Here is a 21,512-nt window from a genome sequence, read left to right as displayed (position 1 = left end):
CCCCTCCCCGCCGTATTTAAGTTTGTTAGCCGACGTATTGCAGGGGATCCAGATACCGGCCATTGTTGATAATTTCAAAATGGCAGTGGTTTCCGGTGGCCCGGCCGGTACGCCCCATAGCCGCAATCAGCTGGCCCTGCTCCACATAATCGCCCGGATTCACATACAACTTGCTGTTGTGGGCATACAAGGTATACAGGCCGTTTCCATGGCTGATCTTGACGTAATGACCATATGCGCCGCCCCAGTATTGGGCGGTGACTACCTGCCCAGCAGCCGCTGCATAAATAGGGGTTCCCGGCTGGCTGGCAATGTCCACACCGGTGTGGCCAGAATATCCCCAGATTCTACAGCTGACATAACCGCCGTTTCCGCCAACCGGCCAGATAAACCCGCCATTGTTGGTGCCTCCGGAGGTAGGAATGTAGGAGAGAGGTTTATTTCCGCCTACGATCACCTTCTGTGTCACTGGTTCTTTAACTACCCGGCTGTCTAGGACAATCCGTTCGGTCTCCACGCCGTCCACATAGGTGATCTGGCTGGTTACTTCTTTTTCACCGGTTTGTCCCTTCACCGAAACTTTGGTAAAGCCCTCGTTGTAGCTGTTGTCAGTGACCTGTTCAATCTCATAGGGAATATCCTCAGTTTCGGTCACTGTCTTGGTTACCTGAACCCCTAAGAAGGGGACTGAGCGGGAAATCAAAACCTCCTGCCCCACAAAGAGCTCAGTTTCAATCTCCGGGTTAAGCTCTTTCAGATCGGAATACCGCATGTCATATTTCTGCGCGATCAGGGTGGGGGCATCCCCCTTCTGCACGGTGTAGATCCGCTCCTCCGACTCATCCTTGTCCAATTCGGATTCAATGTTGCGCAAATCCACAATAGAGGTGAGAGGATACAAGCCTTCCCGAACCTGCACGTCTTTGACAAAACTGACCTTTTCATCCTTGGCGCCGGTGCTATATTCCTCCAAACGGGCATTGAGATTCTCCAATAGGGAATCGCCGTCAGTGGTGGCGCCCATGAACTGGTTGTCGATATAAAGGCCGTAGGCTTCTTGAAGCTCGTTGCCGGAGGACTCGATCAGCCGGTCGGTCAGATCGTTGGTGGAGATGATGTCCTTATCGTTTACAATTGCCATGGTGAAGCGGGGAACTGCATCTTCCGGCTGGATATAATCCTCGTAGATGATACGCTTCTTCATCTCCGCCTGGGCCACTTCAAAGTCCGCCTCGCTGCGGACATAGCCGACCACTTTGCTGTTGTACTCCACCTTCAAGCCAAAGGAGAAACTGTTCACCGTGGTAATGGTGACAAACAACAAAGCCGCCGCCCCCAAAGGGGCTACGTAGTTGAAGGTAATCCCCAGAACTTTGCGGGTCTCCGCCCACAGTTCCTGGCTGGTTGCAGCCAAAAAGCTTTCCATCTGGTCGCCGCCTTGGCTCTTAGCGGAATCATACTCCGCCCGCAGTTCCTTCACCCGGGCCCTGAAGGCACGAACCGGCGAGAAAAACTCCTGTTCCAAGGTGCGACGCAAGCTAATCCTAGCATAAGCGGCCCGCTCCCGGGTCTCTGCACTCTGTTCCAGCAGCCAATCTTGGGCATCCAGCACCGCAGCGACGGCATGGCGGCGAATCCGCTTGCCAAAGCGCATCAGTTGAACGCCGGTGTAGTAACTAAGCCGGTACAGCCGGTCTTTATAGTTGACAAGCCATTTGGACTTATTGTCGGGGGAATGTGTGTTATCTGCCTTTTGCCCCTCACCGCTCTCGGCCTGGCCATCGCCTTGACCGCGCACGAATTTGAGAGCCATCGGCATCAACCCCTTTCCTTCTGTCCCATTGGACATTTTTTCACTTCCTGATTATAGCGCAAAAACCTGTTAAAATCAAGGTTTGGGGCTCTGTTTGTTACTATTTTACAACCAAATCGCCTGATATCGTAACAGAAAATACACAATTATTGTGCAACATCAATAAATATTTGCCAACTTTTTATTCTTAACAAGTTGGTAGACTCCTGTGCTCCAAGGATATTTTCCCATGGCTGTATCTATCTTATCCCCAAGATATGAACAAATTTCCAGTTTTGCCTGAAATCTGGATGAAAAAACAAGAGCCCCGGGGGATGTACTCCCCTGGGGCTCTTCTATACCTATTTATATAAGGGATTACTGCGCCTTAGAATCGATCTCCACTTTGATGGCACAGAGGAAATCCTCCAGGGTGCTGACACCCTTGTCGCCATCGCTGCGGGAGCGGACCGAAACGTTGCCCGCCTCCACCTCTTTGTCGCCTACAATCAGCATGTAGGGGACCTTCTCCAACTGGGCTTCCCGGATCTTGTAGCCAATCTTCTCATTGCGCTCATCCAGCTCCACCCGCAGGCCGGCGTCAAACAGCTTCTGGTAAACGCCTTTGGCATAGTCCATATGCTTCTCAGAGACAGGGATCACTTTGACCTGCACTGGAGCCAGCCACATGGGGAACGCGCCGGCAAAATGCTCGGTGAGGATGCCGATGAACCGCTCAATGGAGCCAAACAGCACCCGGTGGATCATGATGGGGCGGTGCTTCTCGCCATCTGCGCCGGTGTACTCCAGGTCAAACCGTTCGGGCATCTGGTAGTCCAGCTGGATGGTGCCGCACTGCCAGGTCCGGCCCAAGCAGTCCTCCAGATGGAAGTCGATCTTGGGGCCATAGAAAGCGCCGTCGCCCTCGTTGATCACATAGTCGCGGCCCAGCTCTTTCAGGGCATTCTCCAGGGCGGAGGTTGCCTGCTCCCACTGCTCCAGGGAGCCCATGTGGTCCTCGGGCATGGTGGAGAGCTCCACATGGTACTTGAAGCCGAACATGGAATAGACCTCATCGATCAAGGCGGCAACGCCTTTGATCTCGTCCTTGATCATATCCTCGGTCATAAAGATGTGGGCGTCGTCCTGGGTGAAGCAGCGAACCCGCATCAGGCCGTGGAGGGCGCCGGAGAGCTCGTGGCGGTGGACGATACCCAGCTCACCCATGCGCAGGGGCAGATCCCGATAGGAGCGGGGCTTGCTCTTGTAGACCAGCATGCCGCCGGGGCAGTTCATCGGCTTGACAGCGTAGTCCTCCCCGTCGATGACGGTGGTGTACATATTGTCTTTATAATGGTCCCAGTGGCCGGAACGGTGCCACAGCTCCTCGTTGAGGATGAGGGGGGTGCGGATCTCCAGATAGCCGGCCTTGCGGTGCAGCTCCCTCCAGTAGCCTTCCAAGGTATTGCGAAGGGCCATACCCTTGGGCAGGAACACCGGGAATCCGGGGCCTTCCTCAAAGATGTCGAAGAGCTCCAGCTCTTTGCCCAGTTTGCGGTGATCCCGCTTTTTGGCCTCTTCCAGCATCTTCAGGTGCTCTTCCAGCATAGAAGCCTTGGGGAAGCTGATGCCGTACACCCGGCACAGCATCCGGTTGTTGGCGTCGCCGCGCCAATAGGCGCCGGTGCACTGGGTCAGCTTGATGGCCTTGATGGGGCTGGTATTCATCAGGTGGGGGCCGGCGCACAGGTCGGTGAAATCGCCCTGGCGGAAGAAGCTCAGCTTCTCCCCTTTTCCAGCGTGCTCCTCGATCAATTCAACCTTGTAGGGGTTATCCTTCATCAGCTCTTTGGCCTCGTCGCCAGAGAGCTCAAACCGCTCCAATGCTTCCCCTTCCTTGACGATCTTCTTCATTTCGGCTTCGATCTTCTCCAGGTCTTCTGCCACAAAGGGCTTCTCCACGTCGATGTCATAATAGAAGCCGTTGTCCACCGCGGGGCCGATGGTCAGTTTAGCCTCGGGATACAGGTGCTGCACCGCCTGGGCCAACACATGGGCGCTGGTGTGCCAGAATGCCTTTTTGCCCTCGGCGTCCTCAAAGGTGAGGATGGACACATTGGCGTCGCTTTCGATGGGGAAGCGCAGGTCCCGAAGCTCGCCGTTCACTTTTGCAGCGCAGGCGACTTTGGCCAGGCCGGCAGAGAGGTCTTTTGCGATCTCAATAGGGGTAATCGGAGCCTGGTACTCCTTGGCGACGCCGTCTTTTAAGGTGATGTTGATCATAGTTCGCTCGCTCCTTTTCACAAAAATTCTATCCATAGTCTGCGGTTTTTATTTCAAATCATCCTCCCCCTGGGGGGAGCCCTTGCATCTTTGCGGGAGGATGAAATAAAAAAAGCCCCATCCCGCGCAGAAAACACGGGATGAAGCAAATGCTCCACGGTTCCACCCGAATTGCAGGAAAACACCCTGCCCCTCGTAGACTGGGTAACGCTGTCACGCGGCGCGTTTGGGGACAAGCCTTAATCGCACTCTCAGAGGTGGTATCTGCCATTCCTTCCATAGACGCGCTTTCAGCCGGTGGCGCTTCCTCTCTGGTATGGTTGTTTGGGACGGCAACGTCCTCATCAACGATTTCAGTTCTTATAAAAATCCTCAGCCTTTGCTGATTACTGTGTATCATACCACCGGGGTAGAGATTTGTCAAGGCCAAATCTTTGGCGGTTCCATCCATTTTAAATGCCCCGTCCATACATTCACCTTGACATCACACCCACGGAACGGTAAAATAGAAATAGCGTTTTTTTAGAGTGGAGGGCTATGGCCTGTCCCCATGGCCCACTGGTTTTTGAAAATGCTACCCTGATCTATATTACAATATTCAATTTCCAAAATTCAAACAAAGGAGGTATGAAACATCGTATGGGCGACATGACAATCTATATCGGTATCATTGCGTTTGCTGCCGGCTTGATTATCGCCTTTCCCCTGGGCGTGAAATATAGAAAACGGATCGCCGAAGCTGAACTGGGCTCCGCCGAAGATGAGGCGAAGCGGCTGGTCAGCGAGGCTCTGAAAACAGCAGAAAGCAAAAAGAAAGAAGCAATTGTCGAAGCGAAAGATGAAATCTATCGCATGCGAACTGAGACCGAAAAAGAATTAAAGGACCGCCGCAGCGAGGTATCCCGACTGGAGCGGCGCATCCAGCAAAAGGAAGAATCCCTGGACCGCAAACTGGAAAACCAGGAGAAGAAAGAAGAAGCCCTGCAAAAGAAGATGACTGAGGTGGAGGAGCAGCTTAAAGAGGCGGACCTGGTGAAAAAACACCAGTTTGAGATGCTGGAGAAAATCTCCGGCTACACCGCTGACCAAGCTAAGGAATACCTGCTCACCAACCTGGAGAATGAACTGACCCATGAGAAGGCCCTGAAGATCACCCAGATCGAACAGCGGCTGAAGGATGAAGCGGACCAGAAGGCCCGCGAGATTATTACCCAAGCCATCCAGCGGTGTGCCGCCGACCATGTGGCTGAGGTCACTGTGTCGGTAGTCCCCCTGCCCAATGATGAGATGAAGGGCCGGATCATAGGCCGTGAAGGCCGCAACATCCGCACCCTGGAGACCTTGACCGGCGTCGACCTGATCATCGACGACACGCCGGAAGCCATCACCCTCTCCTGCCACGACACGGTGAAGCGGGAGATCGCCCGCATCGCCCTGGAGCGATTGATCCAGGACGGCCGCATCCACCCCGCCCGCATCGAGGAAATGGTGGACAAGGCCCGCCGCGAAGTGGAGCAGAAGATCAAGCAGGACGGCGAGCGCGCTGTCATTGAAACCGGCGTCCATGCCATGCATCCCGAGTTGATCAAGCTTTTGGGCCGGATGCGGTACCGCACCAGCTATGGCCAGAATGTCCTGGCCCATTCAGTGGAAGTCGCTCACCTGGCCGGCATTATGGCCGCCGAAGTGGGCGCAGACGTCAACCAAGCACGCCGCGCCGGTTTGATCCACGACATCGGCAAGGCCCTCACCCATGAAATCGAAGGCTCCCATGTGGCCATCGGCGTAGACATCGCCAAAAAGTACAAGGAAAGCCCGGAGATTATCCACGCCATTGAGGCCCACCACAACGATGTGGAGCCTAAAACCATCGTCGCCTGCCTGGTGCAGGCTGCTGATGCCATCTCCGCCGCGCGTCCCGGTGCCCGCCGTGAGAACCTGGAGAATTACATCAAGCGCCTGGAGAAGCTGGAGGAGATTGCAAATTCCTTCAATGGGGTGGAGAAATGCTTTGCCATCCAGGCCGGCCGTGAGATCCGCGTCATGATCAAACCCGATGTGATCAGCGACGATCAGATGGTTATCACCGCCCGGGAAATCGCCAAAAAGATCGAAGATGAGATGGAATACCCTGGACAGATCAAAGTCAACTTGATCCGCGAAACCCGTTCGGTGGACTATGCCAAATAGGAACATGCAAAAGCCCTTGGGATAATTCCCAAGGGCTTTTCTTTTTGCACTGCTTTTTTCAAGGCGGGCCTTTCCCTCTATTCCGCCAAATGGAAGTCCAGCCATCCCAAGACATCCTTATAGACCTCTTGTCGGTTGAGTTCGTTGAGCATCTCGTGGCGGCCATCGGGGTAGAGCTTCAGTTCCACATCCCACAGCCCGGCCTCATTGTACCTCCGGAACACCTGGGCTACCCCTTCCCCGTTTCCTCCCACCGGATCTTTGTCCCCGGAGAACAGGTAAACCGGCAGTTCCTTGGGGGTCCTTTGAAAGGTCTTTCGGCTGTTGGCCTGATGGTGCAGCCGCAGCAACGCCGCATAGGCGGAATTGGTGAAGGTAAAGGTGCAGAAAGGGTCGTCAATATACCGGTCTACCAGGTCATTGTCCCGGGTGAGCCAGTCGCTGTCGGTGCGGCGGGGCTCAAAGGCTCGGTTGTAATCCTGGAAGATCAGCCTGGTCAGCACAGGAGTCCGCTCCCGTTCCCCTGCCCTGCGGCTGAGAGCACGGGCCAGCTTCTCCCCCAGAGGGGCGGCGGGGTTCTTCCCCCCAGTGCCGCTTAAAATTAACCCTGCCAGGGTATGCCCATATTGGGCAGCATACACCCGCGCGGCAAAGGAACCCATGCTGTGGCCCAGCATGACACAGGGCAAGCCGGGGTGGATTTTGCGGACAATCCGGTTGAAGCGGTGCAGATCCTCCACAATCCAGCGGTCGCCCTCCATCCCCCCCATATAGCCCAGGTGGTCCTCATCTGGGCTGCTGTGGCCGTGGCCAATATGGTCGTTGCCGCAGGCGACATACCCGTGCTGCGCCAAAAAGCGGAGGAAGGGATCATACCGGCCGATGTATTCGCACATGCCGTGAGAGATCTGCACAATTCCCTTGCAATCCCCTTCCATCGGGGCATAGACCCAGCCTTTGACCAGACTGCACCCGTTGCTGCTGGCAAAGGAAATTTCATCGACGCGGATTTGCATGACAATCGCTCCTTTTCATAGAATCAATTGGCGGCTTGCAGGGACCTGGCGCGGCCCGCCTCCTGGAGTTCCCCTTCCGGGGTGACGGTTAAGAAAGTGATATGGGTGAACTTCTCCCAAATCTGATAGAGGATGGAATTTTCATTCTCCGGCATGCCAGTGAGCACATAGGATGTTTTGTTTTCCTTCAAATAACGGATAATTGCCTTGGCTGGGTCAAGCTCATATAAGATTGACATACTCCCCCCATTTTCCTTGGTGACATCAAACAGGTGCTGCAATGCGGCAGGGTCCTGGTCCCTTCCCGGGTTGGCCACACTGATGACGTTTAAGGCGGTGTTGCTCAGATCTGCCATCACCCGTCCTGCCTTGATGATGCGGTCGCATTGAAATTGATTGGTAACACAGACGACGGTGACCCTGCGCTCTGGCTCCAATTCATCCAGATTTTCCGGCAGATCGTAAAGAGGTTGTTTGTTCATGTCATTACTCCTTTTATTCGGATAAACCCCAGCGGCGACACAGGGGAAAACCGCATCTGCCCCTGGCCCGAAGGGAATGGTCGTCTACTCGCTCCATGGGAAAGAGCTTTGTACAAAGGTCATTTCTGTTTTTAGTATAGCGAATATTTGTGAATAAATCATGGAGGTAGCGCAAACAATCCGGCCAATTCCGGCAATCCTACAAACAATTGCTGCTTATTTGACTTTTCCACCAAATTCGTTTACACTATTTATGCTACTTTTATTTTGTCCTTTCTGTCTTGTTGGGAGTGATTGCAATGGCAAAAAGTGATACAGTATCCCTCTCGGTAATCAAGCGCCTGCCGCGCTATTACCGGTTCTTGGGGGAACTTTTAAAAAGTGGGGTCAACCGCATCTCTTCCCGGGAGTTGGCACAGATCATGCGGCTGACCGCTTCCCAAATCCGGCAGGATCTCAATTGCTTTGGGGGATTCGGCCAGCAGGGGTATGGGTACAACGTATCCGCCCTCCATGGGGAGATCGGCAACATCCTGGGGTTAAACCTGGGCGTCAAGACCATTTTGATCGGCGCTGGCAACCTGGGCCGCACCATCGCCACCCATATGGATTTTGAAAACAAGGGGTTCGATCTCATCGGCATCTTTGACAAAAACAGCGAGGTCATCGGCCGCCGGGTCCGTGGGCTCCCCATCCGGGATGTCAGCGATCTGACTGCTTTTTGTCAGCAGTACCGCCCGAAGATGGCGGTACTGTGCATCCCAAAGGAAGCGGCACAGGAGATCGCCGACCTTTTGGTTGGCTTGGGCATCCGCGGGTTCTGGAATTTCTCCCACTACGATCTGGCGGTCAACTACGACAGCATTGTGGTGGAGAATGTCCACCTGGGGGACAGCTTGATGACCTTGAGCTACCGAGTCAAAGACCTGGCGGAAAAAGAGGCCGCCAAAGAGGTGGAGCAGAAATAGCCCCTCCCTCCCCGCAAAACAAAACCCTCCCCGGATTGGGGAGGGTTTTTTCTATTCCCGGTTGGCCGCCTTTTTCCAATTGCCTACGGCCGTGGAGAGGGCGGCGAACTCCTCCATAGAGAGCTGCTCCGGCCGGGCGGTGAGGGGAACCCCAGCCGCCTCTAAAATTTGATTGACCGCGGCTTTGGGGAGCGACAACGCGCTGGACAGGGAGTTGGAAACTGTCTTGCGGCGCTGGGAAAAAGCCCCCCGCACCACCTGGAAAAACAGCGTTTCATCCGGCACTGAGACTGGCGGTTCCTGGTGGACATCCAGCCGGATGACGGTGGAATCCACATCCGGGGCGGGCAGAAAGGAGCCTCGGGACACCTGGAACAGCACCTTTGGTTCGGAAAAATACCGCACTGCCACCGTGACCGCACCAACCTCCCGGCTCCCCAATGGGGCGCAGATCCGCTGGGCGGCCTCCTTCTGCACCATGACGGTGATCGACCGGATGGGCAGACGCTGCTCCAGCAGGTCCATCAGGATGGGAGAGGTGATGTAGTAGGGAAGATTGGCGCAGACCACCACCTCCATCCCCGGGAACTCCTGGGCGATGAGGGCGGGCAGGTCCACCTTCAGCACATCCTCATTGATGATTTTGATGTTGTTGTATTCCCCCAGGGTCTCATCCAAAATAGGCAGCAGCCGGGAGTCGATCTCAATGCAGAGCACCTTTTCCGCCCTCTGGGCCAGTTCGGCGGTGAGCACGCCGATGCCAGCCCCGATTTCGATGACCCCGACACCGGGGGCCGCTCCCCCCTCCTCTGCCATGCGGGGGCAGACGGTGGGGTTGATGAGGAAGTTCTGCCCCAGGGCCTTGGAAAAGGTGAACCCATGGCGGCCGAGCAGGTCTTTGATGACCGAAATGTTGGATAATTTCAAGGACTTGTCCTCCAAAACCAGTAAAATGATGACTGCCGGGAGGGATAAGGCCTCCCCAACGGCGCTTCTTGCTTCATTGTAACACAAAGTCAAAAAAAAATCATTGCACATAGGCCAGTTTTGCATTAAAATGGGGGAGAACCTAAAAATTTGTCCTTTTGTATCAACTAGGGCACAAAAGGCGCTTCCCACCGCCAACTTGGCGGCATACAAAAAGGAGAATCATCCCATGGAACGCAGAGATAAGTATAATTATTATTTGGATATCGCCCAAACGGTAGCCGCCCGAGGCACCTGCCTGCGCCGCAATTTTGGAGCGATTATTGTGAAAAACGATCAGATCATCTCCACCGGCTATGTAGGAGCTCCCCGGGGCCGGCAGAACTGCTGCGATCTGGGGTACTGCACCCGGGAGAAATTCAACATCCCCCGGGGACAGCGGTATGAGATGTGCCGCTCGGTCCACGCAGAACAGAACGCCATCATCCACGCCTCCCGGGCCGACATGCTGGGCGCCACCCTTTATTTGGTGGGGCTGGAGTGTTCCACCGGCAACTATGTGGTTGGGGCAAACCCCTGTTCCCTGTGCAAGCGGATGATCATCAACGCAGGTATCGCCCAGGTTGTGGTGCGGGATACCCGCGACCAATTCCGAATTATCGACGTCCAGCGGGACTATGTGGAAAAAGATGAATCCCTAGACGAAATCAAGGGTTATTAAACGGCAGGCGGCTTCGGCCGCCTGTTTTTTTGACCTCGTTTTCCCCTGTAAAAATAAGAAAATCGTAAAGGGGCCTTCGTTTGACTTCTGGGGGCAACATGGTATAATTTAAAGTTGAGATGTTGTGCTTTTCACGGTGGAAGAAACGCCAAGAAAGCACATATTCCCCCCGGCGCAAAGCGTATAATAAAACACGCTGCGGAAAGACTACCTATCGAAACACCCGGCCGCCATGGCAGGGATTTTTGTAAAAGAAACGGAGTGTTTGGATATGGGTCACAGCCATGGGGAATCCCCCTACCGCCGCGGGTCCTCTCCCTCCCCCACCATGTCGGAGGAGGAAGAGGAGCGTTCCCTGGATGAGGAGCGGTCCGACCAGACCGAAGAGATCATCAAAACCGGTTCGGTCACCCCTGCTAAAGGGAAACACGTCATCCACTGCCTGACCATCGTCGGGCAGATTGAGGGGCACTACATCCTGCCGCCCCAAAACAAAACAACCAAATACGAACACGTTATCCCCCAGTTGGTGGCCATCCAGCAGGATCCCACCATTGAAGGGCTGATCATCATTCTCAACACCGTTGGCGGCGACGTGGAAGCCGGCCTGGCCATCGCCGAGCTGATCAGCGGGATGAACAAACCCACCGTCTCCCTGGTGCTGGGCGGCGGACACTCCATCGGCGTGCCGCTGGCCTGCAGCGCTAAGCAGTCCTTTATTGTCCCCTCCGCCACCATGACCATTCACCCGGTGCGGATGAACGGCCTGGTTTTAGGCGTCCCTCAGACCCTCTCCTATTTTGACAAGATGCAGGAGCGGATTGTCCGGTTTGTCACCGAAAATTCCGGTATCAGCTCCCAGCGGTTCCGGGAACTGATGATGACCACCGGCGAACTGATGATGGATGTGGGCACCGTTCTCGACGGCGACGCCGCGGTCCAGGAGGGGCTGATTGACCACCTGGGGGGCCTTGGGGACGCCATCGCCTGCCTTTATGAGCTGATTGAGTCCACCCCGAAGGAGGATGCCCAATGATCATCCATTCGGTGACCCCCACCTGGTATTTAATGGAGCAGCCGGCCGCCCCCACCATGGAGGTGGCGGGGTTTGACGGCGGCTACCTGGAAGGGGTCCGCCAAGGGCGGGATCTGATCATCTCTCGGGTGATCTCTACCGACCCCGCCGTCTACCTCAAACCGGAGTTTGCCCCCGGAAGCACTTACACCTTGCCCCAGTCTGACAACAACCCGTCCTGTTAGGGGCGGGATACATACGGAGGTTCCTCATGAACATCTTGAACGCGCTTTTTCAAGGCATTATCCAGGGTTTGACCGAGTTTTTGCCAGTCTCCAGTTCCGGCCACCTCTCTTTGATCCAGTATTTCACCGGCCAGGGCGGGGAAACGGGGGCCCTCTTCTCCATCCTCCTGCACCTGGGCACCTTGATTGCCGTGTTTTTGGCTTTTCACAAGACCATCTTGCGGCTGATCTACGAGTTTTTCTGCATGGTGGGCGATATCTTTAAAGGGAAGTTCCAACTCTCCCACCTCACCCCTTACCGGCGGATGATCGTCCTCTTGATCATCTCCCTCCTGCCCCTGGCTGTCACTTTTGTTTTTAAAGATTGGCTCCAGGGTTTTTCCAGCGACAACAGCATCCTGGCCGAGGGCATCTGTTTCCTGATCACCGGCGTTTTGCTCACCTTAGCGGACCGGTTCCCCAAGGGCCGCAAAACCCCGAAAACCATGACCTATGGCGACGCCTTGGCCATCGGAGCGGCCCAGGCTATTGCCCCCTTGCCCGGCATCTCCCGCTCTGGCTCCACCATCGCCACCGGGCTGATGATGGGCTTAGACCGCCAATACGCGGTGACCTTCTCCTTCATCATGGGCATGCCCGCCGTTTTGGGCGGCGCCATTTTGGAGATCAAAGACGCGGCGGAGGCCGGCGTCTCCCTGCCCTTTTCTGTGATGGCAGTGGGCATGCTCTCTGCGGCAGTGTTTGGCCTCATCGCCATCAAGATGGTCAATTGGCTGGTGAAAAGCGATAAGTTTAAAATCTTTGCTTACTACACCCTGGCGCTTGGAACCTTGGTGACCGCCGCGGGTATTTATGAAATGTTCACCGACCACGCCCTGCAAAAGATAGTCCTCACCTGGCTCCAATAACCCGTTTTTCCACCCCACGGCAACAGGAGGTTACAAAAGAATGGCTACGACAAAGGGAAAATCATCCTCCCGTAAAAAATCAACCGGTGCAAAAAAGCCCACCGCCAAACAGCTGGAGGCACAGAACCGCGCCCGGCGGCAGATGTGGGCGGTGGTGCTCTTCGCCTTGGGCATTCTCTTCGGCGCACTGGCACTTGTAAAAGGGGACAGCTTCTGGAACACCCTGCACAACCTGTTGTTTGGGCTGTTTGGCTGGGGGGGATTCCTCATCTGCCCCATCCTAATCTACATAGCGGTGATGACTGCCCTGGAAAAGCCCAGCGGCGACATCGGCCACAAACTTTGGCAGACCTTTGTGCTGGTCGCCCTGCTGTGCGGGGCGGTGCAGATCTTCACCCTGGGCATCCCGGAGACCGAAGGGTTTATCGCCACCGCCAAACAGCTCTACTACAGCGGAGAGGCCATGCACGGCGGCGGGCTGGCCGCAGGGCTTGTCGGCGTCCCTCTTCTGCACCTGTTCGGCAAGCTGGGGGCCTCCATCACCATCTGCCTTTTGATCTTTGTGTTTGTCATGGTCATCACCGGCGGCACCCTCATCGACCTTTACCAATCGGCAGCCCAGCCGGTCAAAAAGCTGGAAGAAGCCTATGTGGAGCGGGTCAGCGATGAGCGCCGCCGCCCCAAATTCAACATCGACGTCCCGTTAGACGACGAACCCTTGCCCGCCCATCCGGTCAAATCCCCCAAGGGGAGCATGGATCGCTCTGGCGTGAGCAAAGCCAAGGAAAAGCTGCTGGATTCCATCGCCCCACTCCCCCCTTTGGCAGAGGGGCCGGTTGCGGCGGAGGAACCGGCTTCCCACAAGCTGGACGCCAAGCTGCTCAAGCCCCAGTTCCGCTGTGACCCCGAGCCTGAGACCCAGGACAAGCTCCCCAAGGAAGAATCTAAGGAGCAATCCGCAGAGTCGGAGAACAGCGCTTACCTGGATGACATCATCAGCAAGCTGATCACGGTGGACAAAGACGCTATCCCCCCAAAGGAGGAAGCTGGGCCCGCTGCCGAACCGGCGGAAGGAGGCACCGTCCTGGCCCAGGACCTGCCCTGGGTGGACTCCCCCGATGAGCTGTCCAGCCCGGAGACCGAGCCGGAACAGGAGCCCGGCGATGCCGCCTCGGGGGATCTGCCCTTGGAGGACCAGGAAATCCTCATCAAAGACCCTCAGGTCCCCGTTTACTCCTTCCCGCCGATCACCCTGCTCAACGAAGCCCCACCTGCTAAGAATGACGACGTCACCGAGGAACTAAAGGCCAACGCCCAGCGCTTGGTGGATACCCTGCAGAGCTTTGGGGTCCAGACCCGGATCATCGACATCTGCCGGGGCCCGGCAGTCACCCGGTATGAGCTCCAGCCCTCCGCCGGGGTGAAGATCAGCAAGATCACCGGCCTGGCCGACGACATCGCCCTCAACCTGGCAGCGGCCGGTGTCCGGATCGAGGCCCCCATCCCCAACAAGCCCGCTGTGGGCATCGAGGTGCCCAACAAGGTGGTCACCACCGTCTCCCTGCGGGAGATCATCGATTCCTCAGAGTTTATGGAGGCCAAGAGCCGGGTCAGCGTGGCTTTGGGCAAGGACATCACCGGCAACATCGCCCTGGCAGACATTGCCAAGATGCCCCATCTGCTCATCGCCGGATCCACCGGTTCGGGCAAATCGGTCTGCATCAACTCCATCATCATGAGCTTGCTCTTTAAGTCCAGCCCGGATGAGGTCAAGTTCCTCATGGTGGACCCTAAAGTAGTGGAACTGGGGGTGTACAACGGCATTCCCCATCTGCTGGTGCCAGTGGTCACCGATCCCCGTAAAGCGGCTGGCGCCCTAGCTTGGGCGGTTACCGAGATGCTCAACCGGTACAAAACCTTTGCCGAAACCGGCGTGCGGGATCTCTCCGGCTACAATTCCCTTTGTGAGGAGCGGGAAGACCTGCACCCCATGCCCCAAATCGTCATCATCATCGACGAGCTGGCCGACCTGATGATGGCGGCCCCCAATGAAGTGGAGGATTCTATCTGCCGCCTGGCCCAGATGGCCCGGGCTGCAGGAATGCATTTGATCATCGCCACCCAGCGGCCCTCGGTGGATGTTATCACCGGCGTCATCAAGGCCAACATCCCCTCCCGGATCGCCTTTGCCGTCTCCAGCCAGGTGGACTCCCGCACCATTTTGGATATGGGGGGTGCCGAAAAGCTGCTGGGCCGGGGTGACATGCTCTTCTCCCCGGTGGGGGCAGCCAAGCCCATCCGCGTCCAGGGCTGCTTTGTCAGCGACAAGGAGATTGAGCGGGTGACCTCCTTCCTCAAAGAGGGAGAGAAGCATGAGTATGACCAAGGCATCATCGAGGAGATCGACAAACAGGCGGTAGCCGAGCCCAAGGGCAAAAACTCCGGGGACGGCGGCGGCTTCAACGACGAGGACGAGATGCTTCCCTTGGCAGTGGAGTGTGTCATCGAGGCGGGACAGGCCTCCACCTCCCTCTTACAGCGCCGCTTGAAGTTGGGCTATGCCCGGGCCGCCCGGCTCATCGACGACATGGAGGTCCGGGGCATTGTGGGCCCCTTTGAGGGCAGCAAGCCCCGGCAAGTGCTGATCAGCAAAGACCGCTGGATCGAAATGAAACTCAACAATCAGCAGTAGCTCCCTTTTGCGGCATCCCAGTGGGGATGCCGCTTTTTATATCCAATTGAATAAAATAGAGAAATATGGTAGAGTAAATAAATTAGAAGCCCTCCTGCAGGCAAATAGATCGGTCTGTTTTGCAAATTTCCACTTAAAATTGGTAAAAAGGAGAAATACCATGGTGCAAACAAAAGCAAAGGGAATCAGTTCATTTTCTCTGCATATTCTGGCAATGGCGCTTATGCTGGGAGACCATCTCTGGGCCACGTTGTTTCCCGCCCAGGAGTGGCTGACCTGTATTGGAAGAATAGCCTTCCCTATTTTTGCATTTATGATCGTGGAAGGTTTTTTCCACACATCCAATGTCCGCAGGTATATAAGCCGGATATTTATCTTTGCCATTGTCTCCGAAATCCCTTTTAACCTAATCTATGGAAGCTCGCTAATCTATCCATTCCATCAGAATGTCCTTTGGACTTTTCTGATTGCGCTGCTGTGCATAACCTTCCTGGGAAAAATAAAAGAAGGGAAAAAATGGTGGGTAACCTGGCCGGTCATTGTGATAACAGCACTTGCTGGCTATCTTCTTGGAACAATTACCATGGTTGACTACTACGGTGCCGGTGTACTGACCGTTTTGACATTTTATATCTTCCACGAAAGAAAATGGTGGTGCTTCCTTGGACAGTTTATGTGCTTGGCTGTATTAAACATCTGGGTTATCGGCGGTTACTTTTATCCTGTAACCCTTGCCGGGTATGAATTCCAAATTGTGCAGCAGGGCTTTGCTCTATTGTCCCTGATTCCAATTTGGCTTTACCACGGCAGGCAGGGATATCATTCCAAATGGTTCCAATACGTTTGCTATGCTTTTTACCCTGCTCATTTATTGCTGTTATATTGGATTTGGCAATGGGCGATATAATCTGACCGCTTTGGTTTTACAGAGCTACCTCCTTTCGTTATTTCGGCGAAAGGAGGTTATTTCTATCTTGTATTAAGAAAAAAGGGAGAAGGTTTTCCCTGTTGCTTTTTTCCCTTGGGGTTTGTTATAATTAAGGGTAAAGAACGAAAATTGGAACATTTGTTTGAAAATAAAGGAGAACAACATGGCTGGATTTTTACCCATCTCCCCGGAGGAGACCCGCGCCCTGGGCTGGGAGCAGGTGGACATTGTCTGCGTCACCGGGGACGCCTATGTGGACCACCCCAGCTTCGGGATGGCCATCGTCTCCCGGGAGCTGGAAGCCCTCGGATATAAAGTGGCGGTGCTCGCCCAGCCCGATTGGAAGTCCGACCGGGATTTCACCAAATTTGGCCGGCCCCGGCTGGGCTTTTTTGTCAACGGCGGCAACATCGATTCCATGGTCAACAACTACACCGCCGCCAAGCGCAAACGCCACGACGACTCCTATTCCCCTGGCAACGTGGCAGGGCGGCGGCCCGACCGCTCCCTTATCACCTACTGCAACAAAATCCGGGAGATCTACCCGGATATCCCCATCGTCATCGGGGGATTGGAGGCATCTTTGCGCCGGTTTGCCCATTACGATTACTGGGATGATGCAGTGCGGCCTTCCATCCTTATCGACTCCAAGGCCGACCTGCTCATCTACGGCATGGGGGAAAAACAGACTGCGGAGATCGCCCGCCGCCTGGCCCTGGGGGAGGACCCCAAAGCCATTCGGGATATCCGGGGGACCTGTTACCTCTGCCAGCAGTTTGAGCTGCCCCAGGACGCGGTGACCTGCGCTTCCTTCCACCGGGTCAGCGTGGACAAGGAGGCCCATGCCCGGGCCTGCCGCCAGCAGCTGGACGAGCATGACCATGTCTACGGCAAGACTGTCGTCCAGAAGCAGGACGAGCGGTACCTGGTCCAAAATCCCCCTATGGAACCGTTGAATCAGGAAGAACTGGACCAGGTGTTCGACCTCCCCTTCCAGCGGATGTACCACCCTATTTATGAAGCCCAGGGAGGGGTCAAAGCCATTGAAGAGGTGGAGTTCTCCATCATGCACAACCGGGGCTGCTTTGGGCACTGCAATTTCTGCTCCATCGCCTTCCACCAGGGGCGGCAGGTGACCTGCCGCAGTGAGGAGTCCATCCTCAAAGAGGCGAAAAGCTTCCTCTCCAACCCCCGATTCAAGGGGTATATCCATGACGTGGGCGGCCCCACCGCCAATTTCCGGCGGCCCTCCTGCGACAAACAGCTGAAGTACGGCCTGTGCAAAAACCGCAAATGCCTGGGCACCAACCCCTGCCCCAACCTGATTGTGGACCACACCGAATACATCGACCTTCTGCAAAAGCTGCGGAAGATCAAGGGGGTAAAAAAGGTGTTTGTCCGCTCCGGGCTGCGGTTTGACTACATCATGAAGGACAAAAATGACGACTTTATGCGGGAGCTGATCGAGCACCACATCAGCGGCCAGCTGAAGGTTGCGCCGGAGCATTGCAGCAACAACGTGCTGGAGATGATGGGCAAGCCCCCTATCCAGGTGTACGAGCGGTTTGTAAAGAAATTCTATAAGATCACCCAAGAGGTGGGCAAAGAGCAGTACTTGGTACCCTATTTGATGAGCTCCCACCCCGGCAGCACCGTCAAGGACGCCCTGGAACTGGCCCTCTTCCTCAAGAAAAACAACATGCGCCCCGAGCAGGTGCAGGACTTCTACCCCACTCCGGGCACCGTCTCCACCTGTATGTTCTTCACCGGCATCAACCCGCTGACCATGGAGCCAGTCTACGTCCCCCGCACCATGGAGGAAAAGCGGTTCCAGCGGGCGCTGCTTCAATACTACAAACCGGAAAACCGGCGGATCATCATCGAAGCCCTGATCAAAATCGGGCGGGAAGATCTCATCGGCACCGGCAAGGACTGCCTGGTCCCCCCGGACCGAGAGTACATCGCCTACCGGCGGGCGAAAAGCGAAACCGCCCCCCGCACAAGGGCTGTTTCCCCTTCCAAAGCAGGTGGGAAGCGGGCCGGGAAAAAACCTGCGGGAAAGCACACATCCAAACGGGTAAAGGATCGATAACAGATGGCAAGACGGAACCGATTTTTCAAAAAGCGGACCATGCGAAAAATTTGGGCGGCCTCCCTGGCGGCGGCCGCCGCCCTGCTGGTCACAGTAAACAGCGAATTTTCTTTGAACCTCCCTATGGTGCCCACCTGGGAGGAGGTTCTGGAGGCAGCGGGCAGCTATGGGATGGAGAACCTCTCCTCCTCATCTTCCCAGCTGCCCCAGGGCGGGGAATCCTCCCCCTCCTCTGATACGCCCCTGCCGGAGCTTTTGGGGGAAACGTTGGAAGTCCATATCATCGACGTGGGCCAGGGGGAGTCCATCCTCATCAAAGGGCCTTCCAAAAACGTGCTCATCGACGCCGGGGAGAACGACAAAGGGGACGAAGTCCTCGCCTACTTAAAATCCCAGGGGGTACAATCCCTGGATATGGCCATTGGCACCCATGCCCACTCCGACCACATCGGCGGGCTGGATACGGTGATAAAAGCCATGCCGGTGAAGCAGGTCATCCTCTCCCCCATCCCGGAGAAGATTGTCCCCACCACCAAAACCTACACCGACCTGCTGGAGGCTGTCTTGGACAAAGGGATGACCGTCACCACTGCCGTCCCCGACACCCAATACAGCTTGGGCGGCGGCGCAGTGCTGACCATTTTGGGCCCGCGGCGGGAATACAATGACCTGAACAACACCTCGGTGGTTTGCCGCCTGACCTATGGGGATGCGGAATTCCTCTTCTCCGGCGATGCAGAGACCGCGTCGGAAAGCACCCTCCTCTCCATGGAGTTAGACCTGTCCGCCGACGTCTACTGTGTCCCACATCACGGCAGTTCCACCTCCAGCAGCAAGCGGTATCTGGACGCAGTGGGCCCCAAAATCGCCACCATCTCGGTGGGCAAAAACAACGACTACGGCCACCCCCACAAGGAGATTGTGGCCCGGCTGAAAAAATACTGCCCCTTTTACCGCACCGACCTGTCTGGCAACATCCAGATGGTCACCGATGGGGAGACCATCAACCTGACCACCGACGCCGGGGAGAGCTACTCGGTGGCTGCGTAAGGGGAGCCTGATAAAACATCCCAAGGGAGCGTATTTCCCACACACAAGGAGGGTACTTTTCATGAAACAGGCAGTCATCGACCGTTTTGAAGGGGATGTCGCCGTCTGTGAGGACTGCGAGACCGGGCTAGTCAACCTGAACCTCCCCCGGGATCGGCTTCCCGAGGGGGCCAAAGAGGGAGATTGCCTCAACTTGTTCGCCGACGGGGTGATCACCGTGGACACCGAGCGCACCCGGGTCACCCGCCAGCGGGTGCTGGAGCTGATGCACCGGGCCTTCTCTGACCCCAAATAATCTGGCTGCAACCCCAGCCCCTGGACAAGGCTTGTCCAGGGGCATTTGTTTTGGGATATCTTCTGACTGCCTGCACCAAAGGAGCCGTCTTCTCCCCTTGTGCTCCACGGTTTCCCCTTTCAAATCCCGCCGGAAATATAAAATGGGTTTCCCCAAAAAGAGGAAACCCATTTTTCCCTTTATTCACAGTTCTTCCACAAAAAAGGAACAATCCATTCACGGCGGCATGATACAATCTTCCCTAGCAATGATTGGGGGAAGCCATGGGGATTTTTTCAATTGGGCCCAATCCCCCGCGACCCTATGTGAGAGGATGATTGGTATGAAACAGTTTTTTGCCTTTTGGCCGGACATTCCGCCGGGGGAGGCCTTTCCCTTCTTGGGGATAAAACACCTCATCGGCATGGCCACAGTGGGCCTTTTGATTTATGCTGCCCTATCCCATATGCGGGGCCAGTCCCGGGAGAAAAACGACCGCATCATCAAATTGGCGGCCTTGGCCATCCCGGTGGTGGAATTTGCCCGCATCCTTTGGATGGTAGGTTTAGGGGAGACCAACTGGGTTAAGCTGCTGCCGCTGCACCTGTGCGGCACCCAGGTATTTTTCATCCCCTTGGCGGTCTTTACCGGCTGGGGATGCCTGAAAGAGTTTATCTTTTATACCGGCATCCTAGGCGGTGTGGTGGCCATCCTTTACCCAGTTGGGATTGTAGACACCTACCCCTATTTCCATTTCCAGACCCTGCAAAGCCTGACCCTGCACGGCCTGCTGCTCTTTGTGCCCCTTGCCATGGTTCTGTTCCAGGGGTTCCGGCCCAGCCTGAAAAAGTTCTGGCAGGTGCCGGCAGTGCTGATGGTTCCGGCGTCCCTGGCCTTTTTGGTGGATTTTACCTTTGGGGAGAATTACATGTTCCTCTACTCCGCCCCGCCCGGAACCCCTTTGGTCTGGATTTTTGACGCCTTTGGCCACGGGGCCTACCTGATGGTGATGTTCCTCGGGGTAATGCTGGCCTGCCTTCTCATCTATGGAGTTTTTGTGGCCATGGATCACCGCAGTATGTGGGCCTTTGGGGAGCAGAAAGAGCCGGTTACAATAGGCTCTGACCGTTGATGTTCAGTTTAAAGGTGATGTCCAGGTGTTCCGCCGCCTGGCGGCAGAGGACCATCCGGCTCAGGAAAATTTCAAAGTAATCCATCACTGCGCAGATTTCAGTGTCAATCTCCAAAAGGAGGGTCAGAGTGCGTTTCTCGTGGTCAAAGAGCATCTCCGACCGGACCACCGAGTAGTTTACCCGGTCGTGGATGTCAAAGCTGGAGACATCCCGGTTGCGGACCCGGGAACGGCGCACATCACATTTATCGGCCAGAATGAGGGCCGCAGCCACCGGGTTGACCGGGGCGGCGGTGGCCTCGTCGTGATGGCCGATGGCGGTGACGATGGTGGCGATCTCCTGGGGCGGCATTCCAAGGCCGGTGAGGAGCTGGAAGGCGATCAGCGCGCCGGATTGGGCGTGGTCCACCCGGTTGACCATGTTGCCGATGTCGTGGAGATACCCGGCAATCCGGGCCAGCTCCGCAGTGCGCTCATCGTAGCCCAGCTTTAAAAGCAGGCTGTAAGCCTCATAGGCAGTTTTGGTCACATGGGCAAAAGCGTGCTCAGTATATCCCAGGGCGATTAAAGTCTCATCCGCCCGGACAATATAAGTTTTGATGGTTTCGTTCTGCTGGATGTCCTCCAGTGTAATAGGATTCATACAATACCTCCTTGTCTTCTCCCTCATATCCATTAGTATAGCCGCTTTTGGCGGCGTTTGAAATAGAAACCGGCTATCTTTAACAGGCTGTTCAAATCTTTGGGGAAAAAATTGACATTATCCCATCCCGCCGGTATACTAAGAACAAAGGTTT

At 55.7% G+C, this 21,512-nt stretch carries 18 protein-coding genes; 12 read left to right on the top strand and 6 right to left on the bottom strand.

Going from position 1 to position 21,512, the window contains the following annotated elements; genetic code table 11:
- Positions 1-25 precede the first annotated feature (25 nt).
- Positions 26-1,813: a M23 family metallopeptidase gene (locus BQ5353_RS09525; protein ID WP_161802857.1), complete on the bottom strand. Its 1,788-nt coding sequence runs from the start codon at positions 1,811-1,813 to the stop codon at positions 26-28.
- A gap of 357 nt (positions 1,814-2,170) precedes the next feature.
- Positions 2,171-4,075: a threonine--tRNA ligase gene (gene thrS, locus BQ5353_RS09520; protein WP_054331791.1), complete on the bottom strand. Its 1,905-nt coding sequence runs from the start codon at positions 4,073-4,075 to the stop codon at positions 2,171-2,173.
- A 648-nt stretch (positions 4,076-4,723) separates the two neighbouring features.
- Between thrS and rny the strand changes: the two genes are divergently transcribed.
- Entirely contained in the window at positions 4,724-6,265 is a 1,542-nt protein-coding gene (gene rny, locus BQ5353_RS09510) for a ribonuclease Y (RefSeq protein WP_071428447.1), read from the top strand.
- Between the two features lie 77 nt (positions 6,266-6,342).
- Here the strand turns inward: rny and BQ5353_RS09505 are convergent, their stop codons facing one another.
- Together BQ5353_RS09505 and BQ5353_RS09500 are read right to left on the bottom strand one after the other, a co-directional pair.
- A complete protein-coding gene (locus tag BQ5353_RS09505) occupies positions 6,343-7,281 on the bottom strand; it encodes an alpha/beta fold hydrolase (RefSeq protein WP_071428016.1) in 939 nt (312 codons plus the stop codon).
- A 23-nt stretch (positions 7,282-7,304) separates the two neighbouring features.
- A complete protein-coding gene (locus tag BQ5353_RS09500) occupies positions 7,305-7,763 on the bottom strand; it encodes an adenine nucleotide alpha hydrolase family protein (protein WP_054331787.1) in 459 nt (152 codons plus the stop codon).
- Between the two features lie 299 nt (positions 7,764-8,062).
- Here BQ5353_RS09500 and BQ5353_RS09495 point away from each other — a divergent pair, with 299 nt between their 5' ends.
- Entirely contained in the window at positions 8,063-8,731 is a 669-nt protein-coding gene (locus BQ5353_RS09495) for a redox-sensing transcriptional repressor Rex (RefSeq protein ID WP_054331786.1), read from the top strand.
- 51 nt (positions 8,732-8,782) lie between these two features.
- On the opposite strand, the gene rsmA is transcribed toward BQ5353_RS09495, so the two are convergent.
- Positions 8,783-9,658, bottom strand: coding sequence for a 16S rRNA (adenine(1518)-N(6)/adenine(1519)-N(6))-dimethyltransferase RsmA (gene rsmA / locus BQ5353_RS09490; RefSeq protein ID WP_054331785.1), 876 nt, complete (start codon positions 9,656-9,658; stop codon positions 8,783-8,785).
- 229 nt (positions 9,659-9,887) lie between these two features.
- On the opposite strand from rsmA, the gene BQ5353_RS09485 reads away from it, so the two are divergent.
- From BQ5353_RS09485 to BQ5353_RS09440, 10 genes are all read left to right on the top strand, one after another.
- On the top strand, positions 9,888-10,379 hold the full coding sequence (locus BQ5353_RS09485; protein ID WP_071428014.1) for a deoxycytidylate deaminase: 492 nt from the start codon (positions 9,888-9,890) through the stop codon (positions 10,377-10,379).
- Between the two features lie 328 nt (positions 10,380-10,707).
- Positions 10,708-11,415, top strand: coding sequence for a ClpP family protease (locus BQ5353_RS09480; protein ID WP_082398625.1), 708 nt, complete (start codon positions 10,708-10,710; stop codon positions 11,413-11,415).
- On the top strand, positions 11,412-11,639 hold the full coding sequence (locus tag BQ5353_RS09475) for a YlzJ-like family protein (protein ID WP_054331783.1): 228 nt from the start codon (positions 11,412-11,414) through the stop codon (positions 11,637-11,639). Before BQ5353_RS09480 ends, BQ5353_RS09475 begins: the two co-directional genes overlap by 4 nt.
- Positions 11,640-11,665: 26 nt before the next feature.
- Positions 11,666-12,547, top strand: coding sequence for an undecaprenyl-diphosphate phosphatase (locus tag BQ5353_RS09470; protein ID WP_071428012.1), 882 nt, complete (start codon positions 11,666-11,668; stop codon positions 12,545-12,547).
- A gap of 40 nt (positions 12,548-12,587) precedes the next feature.
- Positions 12,588-15,239 (top strand): FtsK/SpoIIIE family DNA translocase, encoded by a 2,652-nt coding sequence (locus tag BQ5353_RS12565; RefSeq protein ID WP_054331780.1) that lies wholly within the window; start codon positions 12,588-12,590, stop codon positions 15,237-15,239.
- A gap of 160 nt (positions 15,240-15,399) precedes the next feature.
- Positions 15,400-16,146, top strand: coding sequence for a TraX family protein (locus tag BQ5353_RS09460; protein ID WP_071428009.1), 747 nt, complete (start codon positions 15,400-15,402; stop codon positions 16,144-16,146).
- Positions 16,147-16,330: 184 nt separating this feature from the next.
- Complete coding sequence (locus BQ5353_RS09455; protein ID WP_071428007.1) at positions 16,331-18,259, top strand: YgiQ family radical SAM protein; 1,929 nt, start codon at positions 16,331-16,333, stop codon at positions 18,257-18,259.
- A 3-nt stretch (positions 18,260-18,262) separates the two neighbouring features.
- Positions 18,263-19,309, top strand: a complete 1,047-nt coding sequence (locus tag BQ5353_RS09450) for a ComEC/Rec2 family competence protein (RefSeq protein ID WP_054331778.1) — start codon at positions 18,263-18,265, stop codon at positions 19,307-19,309.
- Between the two features lie 61 nt (positions 19,310-19,370).
- Positions 19,371-19,604: a DUF3006 domain-containing protein gene (locus tag BQ5353_RS09445; protein ID WP_054331777.1), complete on the top strand. Its 234-nt coding sequence runs from the start codon at positions 19,371-19,373 to the stop codon at positions 19,602-19,604.
- Between the two features lie 322 nt (positions 19,605-19,926).
- Positions 19,927-20,715: a YwaF family protein gene (locus tag BQ5353_RS09440; protein WP_161802854.1), complete on the top strand. Its 789-nt coding sequence runs from the start codon at positions 19,927-19,929 to the stop codon at positions 20,713-20,715.
- On the opposite strand, the gene BQ5353_RS09435 is transcribed toward BQ5353_RS09440, so the two are convergent.
- Entirely contained in the window at positions 20,693-21,358 is a 666-nt protein-coding gene (locus BQ5353_RS09435; protein WP_054331775.1) for an HD domain-containing protein, read from the bottom strand. The two genes, BQ5353_RS09440 and BQ5353_RS09435, sit on opposite strands and share 23 nt — an antisense overlap.
- Positions 21,359-21,512 lie beyond the last annotated feature (154 nt).

Origin of the sequence: Merdimmobilis hominis, assembly GCF_900104615.1 — a bacterium.
Taxonomy (GTDB): Bacteria; Bacillota; Clostridia; order Oscillospirales; family Ruminococcaceae; genus Merdimmobilis; species Merdimmobilis hominis.
The sequence above is the reverse complement of the archived record's forward strand: the minus strand, read 5'-3'. Positions and strand labels throughout refer to the sequence as shown.

Coding starts and splice junctions, on each gene's coding strand:
- BQ5353_RS09525 (WP_161802857.1), bottom strand. CDS start 1,813: ATGGCTCTCAAATTCGTGCGCGGTCAAGGCGATGGCCAGGCCGAGAGC.
- thrS (WP_054331791.1), bottom strand. CDS start 4,075: ATGATCAACATCACCTTAAAAGACGGCGTCGCCAAGGAGTACCAGGCT.
- rny (WP_071428447.1), top strand. CDS start 4,724: ATGACAATCTATATCGGTATCATTGCGTTTGCTGCCGGCTTGATTATC.
- BQ5353_RS09505 (WP_071428016.1), bottom strand. CDS start 7,281: ATGCAAATCCGCGTCGATGAAATTTCCTTTGCCAGCAGCAACGGGTGC.
- BQ5353_RS09500 (WP_054331787.1), bottom strand. CDS start 7,763: ATGAACAAACAACCTCTTTACGATCTGCCGGAAAATCTGGATGAATTG.
- BQ5353_RS09495 (WP_054331786.1), top strand. CDS start 8,063: ATGGCAAAAAGTGATACAGTATCCCTCTCGGTAATCAAGCGCCTGCCG.
- BQ5353_RS09485 (WP_071428014.1), top strand. CDS start 9,888: ATGGAACGCAGAGATAAGTATAATTATTATTTGGATATCGCCCAAACG.
- BQ5353_RS09480 (WP_082398625.1), top strand. CDS start 10,708: ATGTCGGAGGAGGAAGAGGAGCGTTCCCTGGATGAGGAGCGGTCCGAC.
- BQ5353_RS09475 (WP_054331783.1), top strand. CDS start 11,412: ATGATCATCCATTCGGTGACCCCCACCTGGTATTTAATGGAGCAGCCG.
- BQ5353_RS09470 (WP_071428012.1), top strand. CDS start 11,666: ATGAACATCTTGAACGCGCTTTTTCAAGGCATTATCCAGGGTTTGACC.
- BQ5353_RS12565 (WP_054331780.1), top strand. CDS start 12,588: ATGGCTACGACAAAGGGAAAATCATCCTCCCGTAAAAAATCAACCGGT.
- BQ5353_RS09460 (WP_071428009.1), top strand. CDS start 15,400: ATGGTGCAAACAAAAGCAAAGGGAATCAGTTCATTTTCTCTGCATATT.
- BQ5353_RS09455 (WP_071428007.1), top strand. CDS start 16,331: ATGGCTGGATTTTTACCCATCTCCCCGGAGGAGACCCGCGCCCTGGGC.
- BQ5353_RS09450 (WP_054331778.1), top strand. CDS start 18,263: ATGGCAAGACGGAACCGATTTTTCAAAAAGCGGACCATGCGAAAAATT.
- BQ5353_RS09445 (WP_054331777.1), top strand. CDS start 19,371: ATGAAACAGGCAGTCATCGACCGTTTTGAAGGGGATGTCGCCGTCTGT.
- BQ5353_RS09440 (WP_161802854.1), top strand. CDS start 19,927: ATGAAACAGTTTTTTGCCTTTTGGCCGGACATTCCGCCGGGGGAGGCC.
- BQ5353_RS09435 (WP_054331775.1), bottom strand. CDS start 21,358: ATGAATCCTATTACACTGGAGGACATCCAGCAGAACGAAACCATCAAA.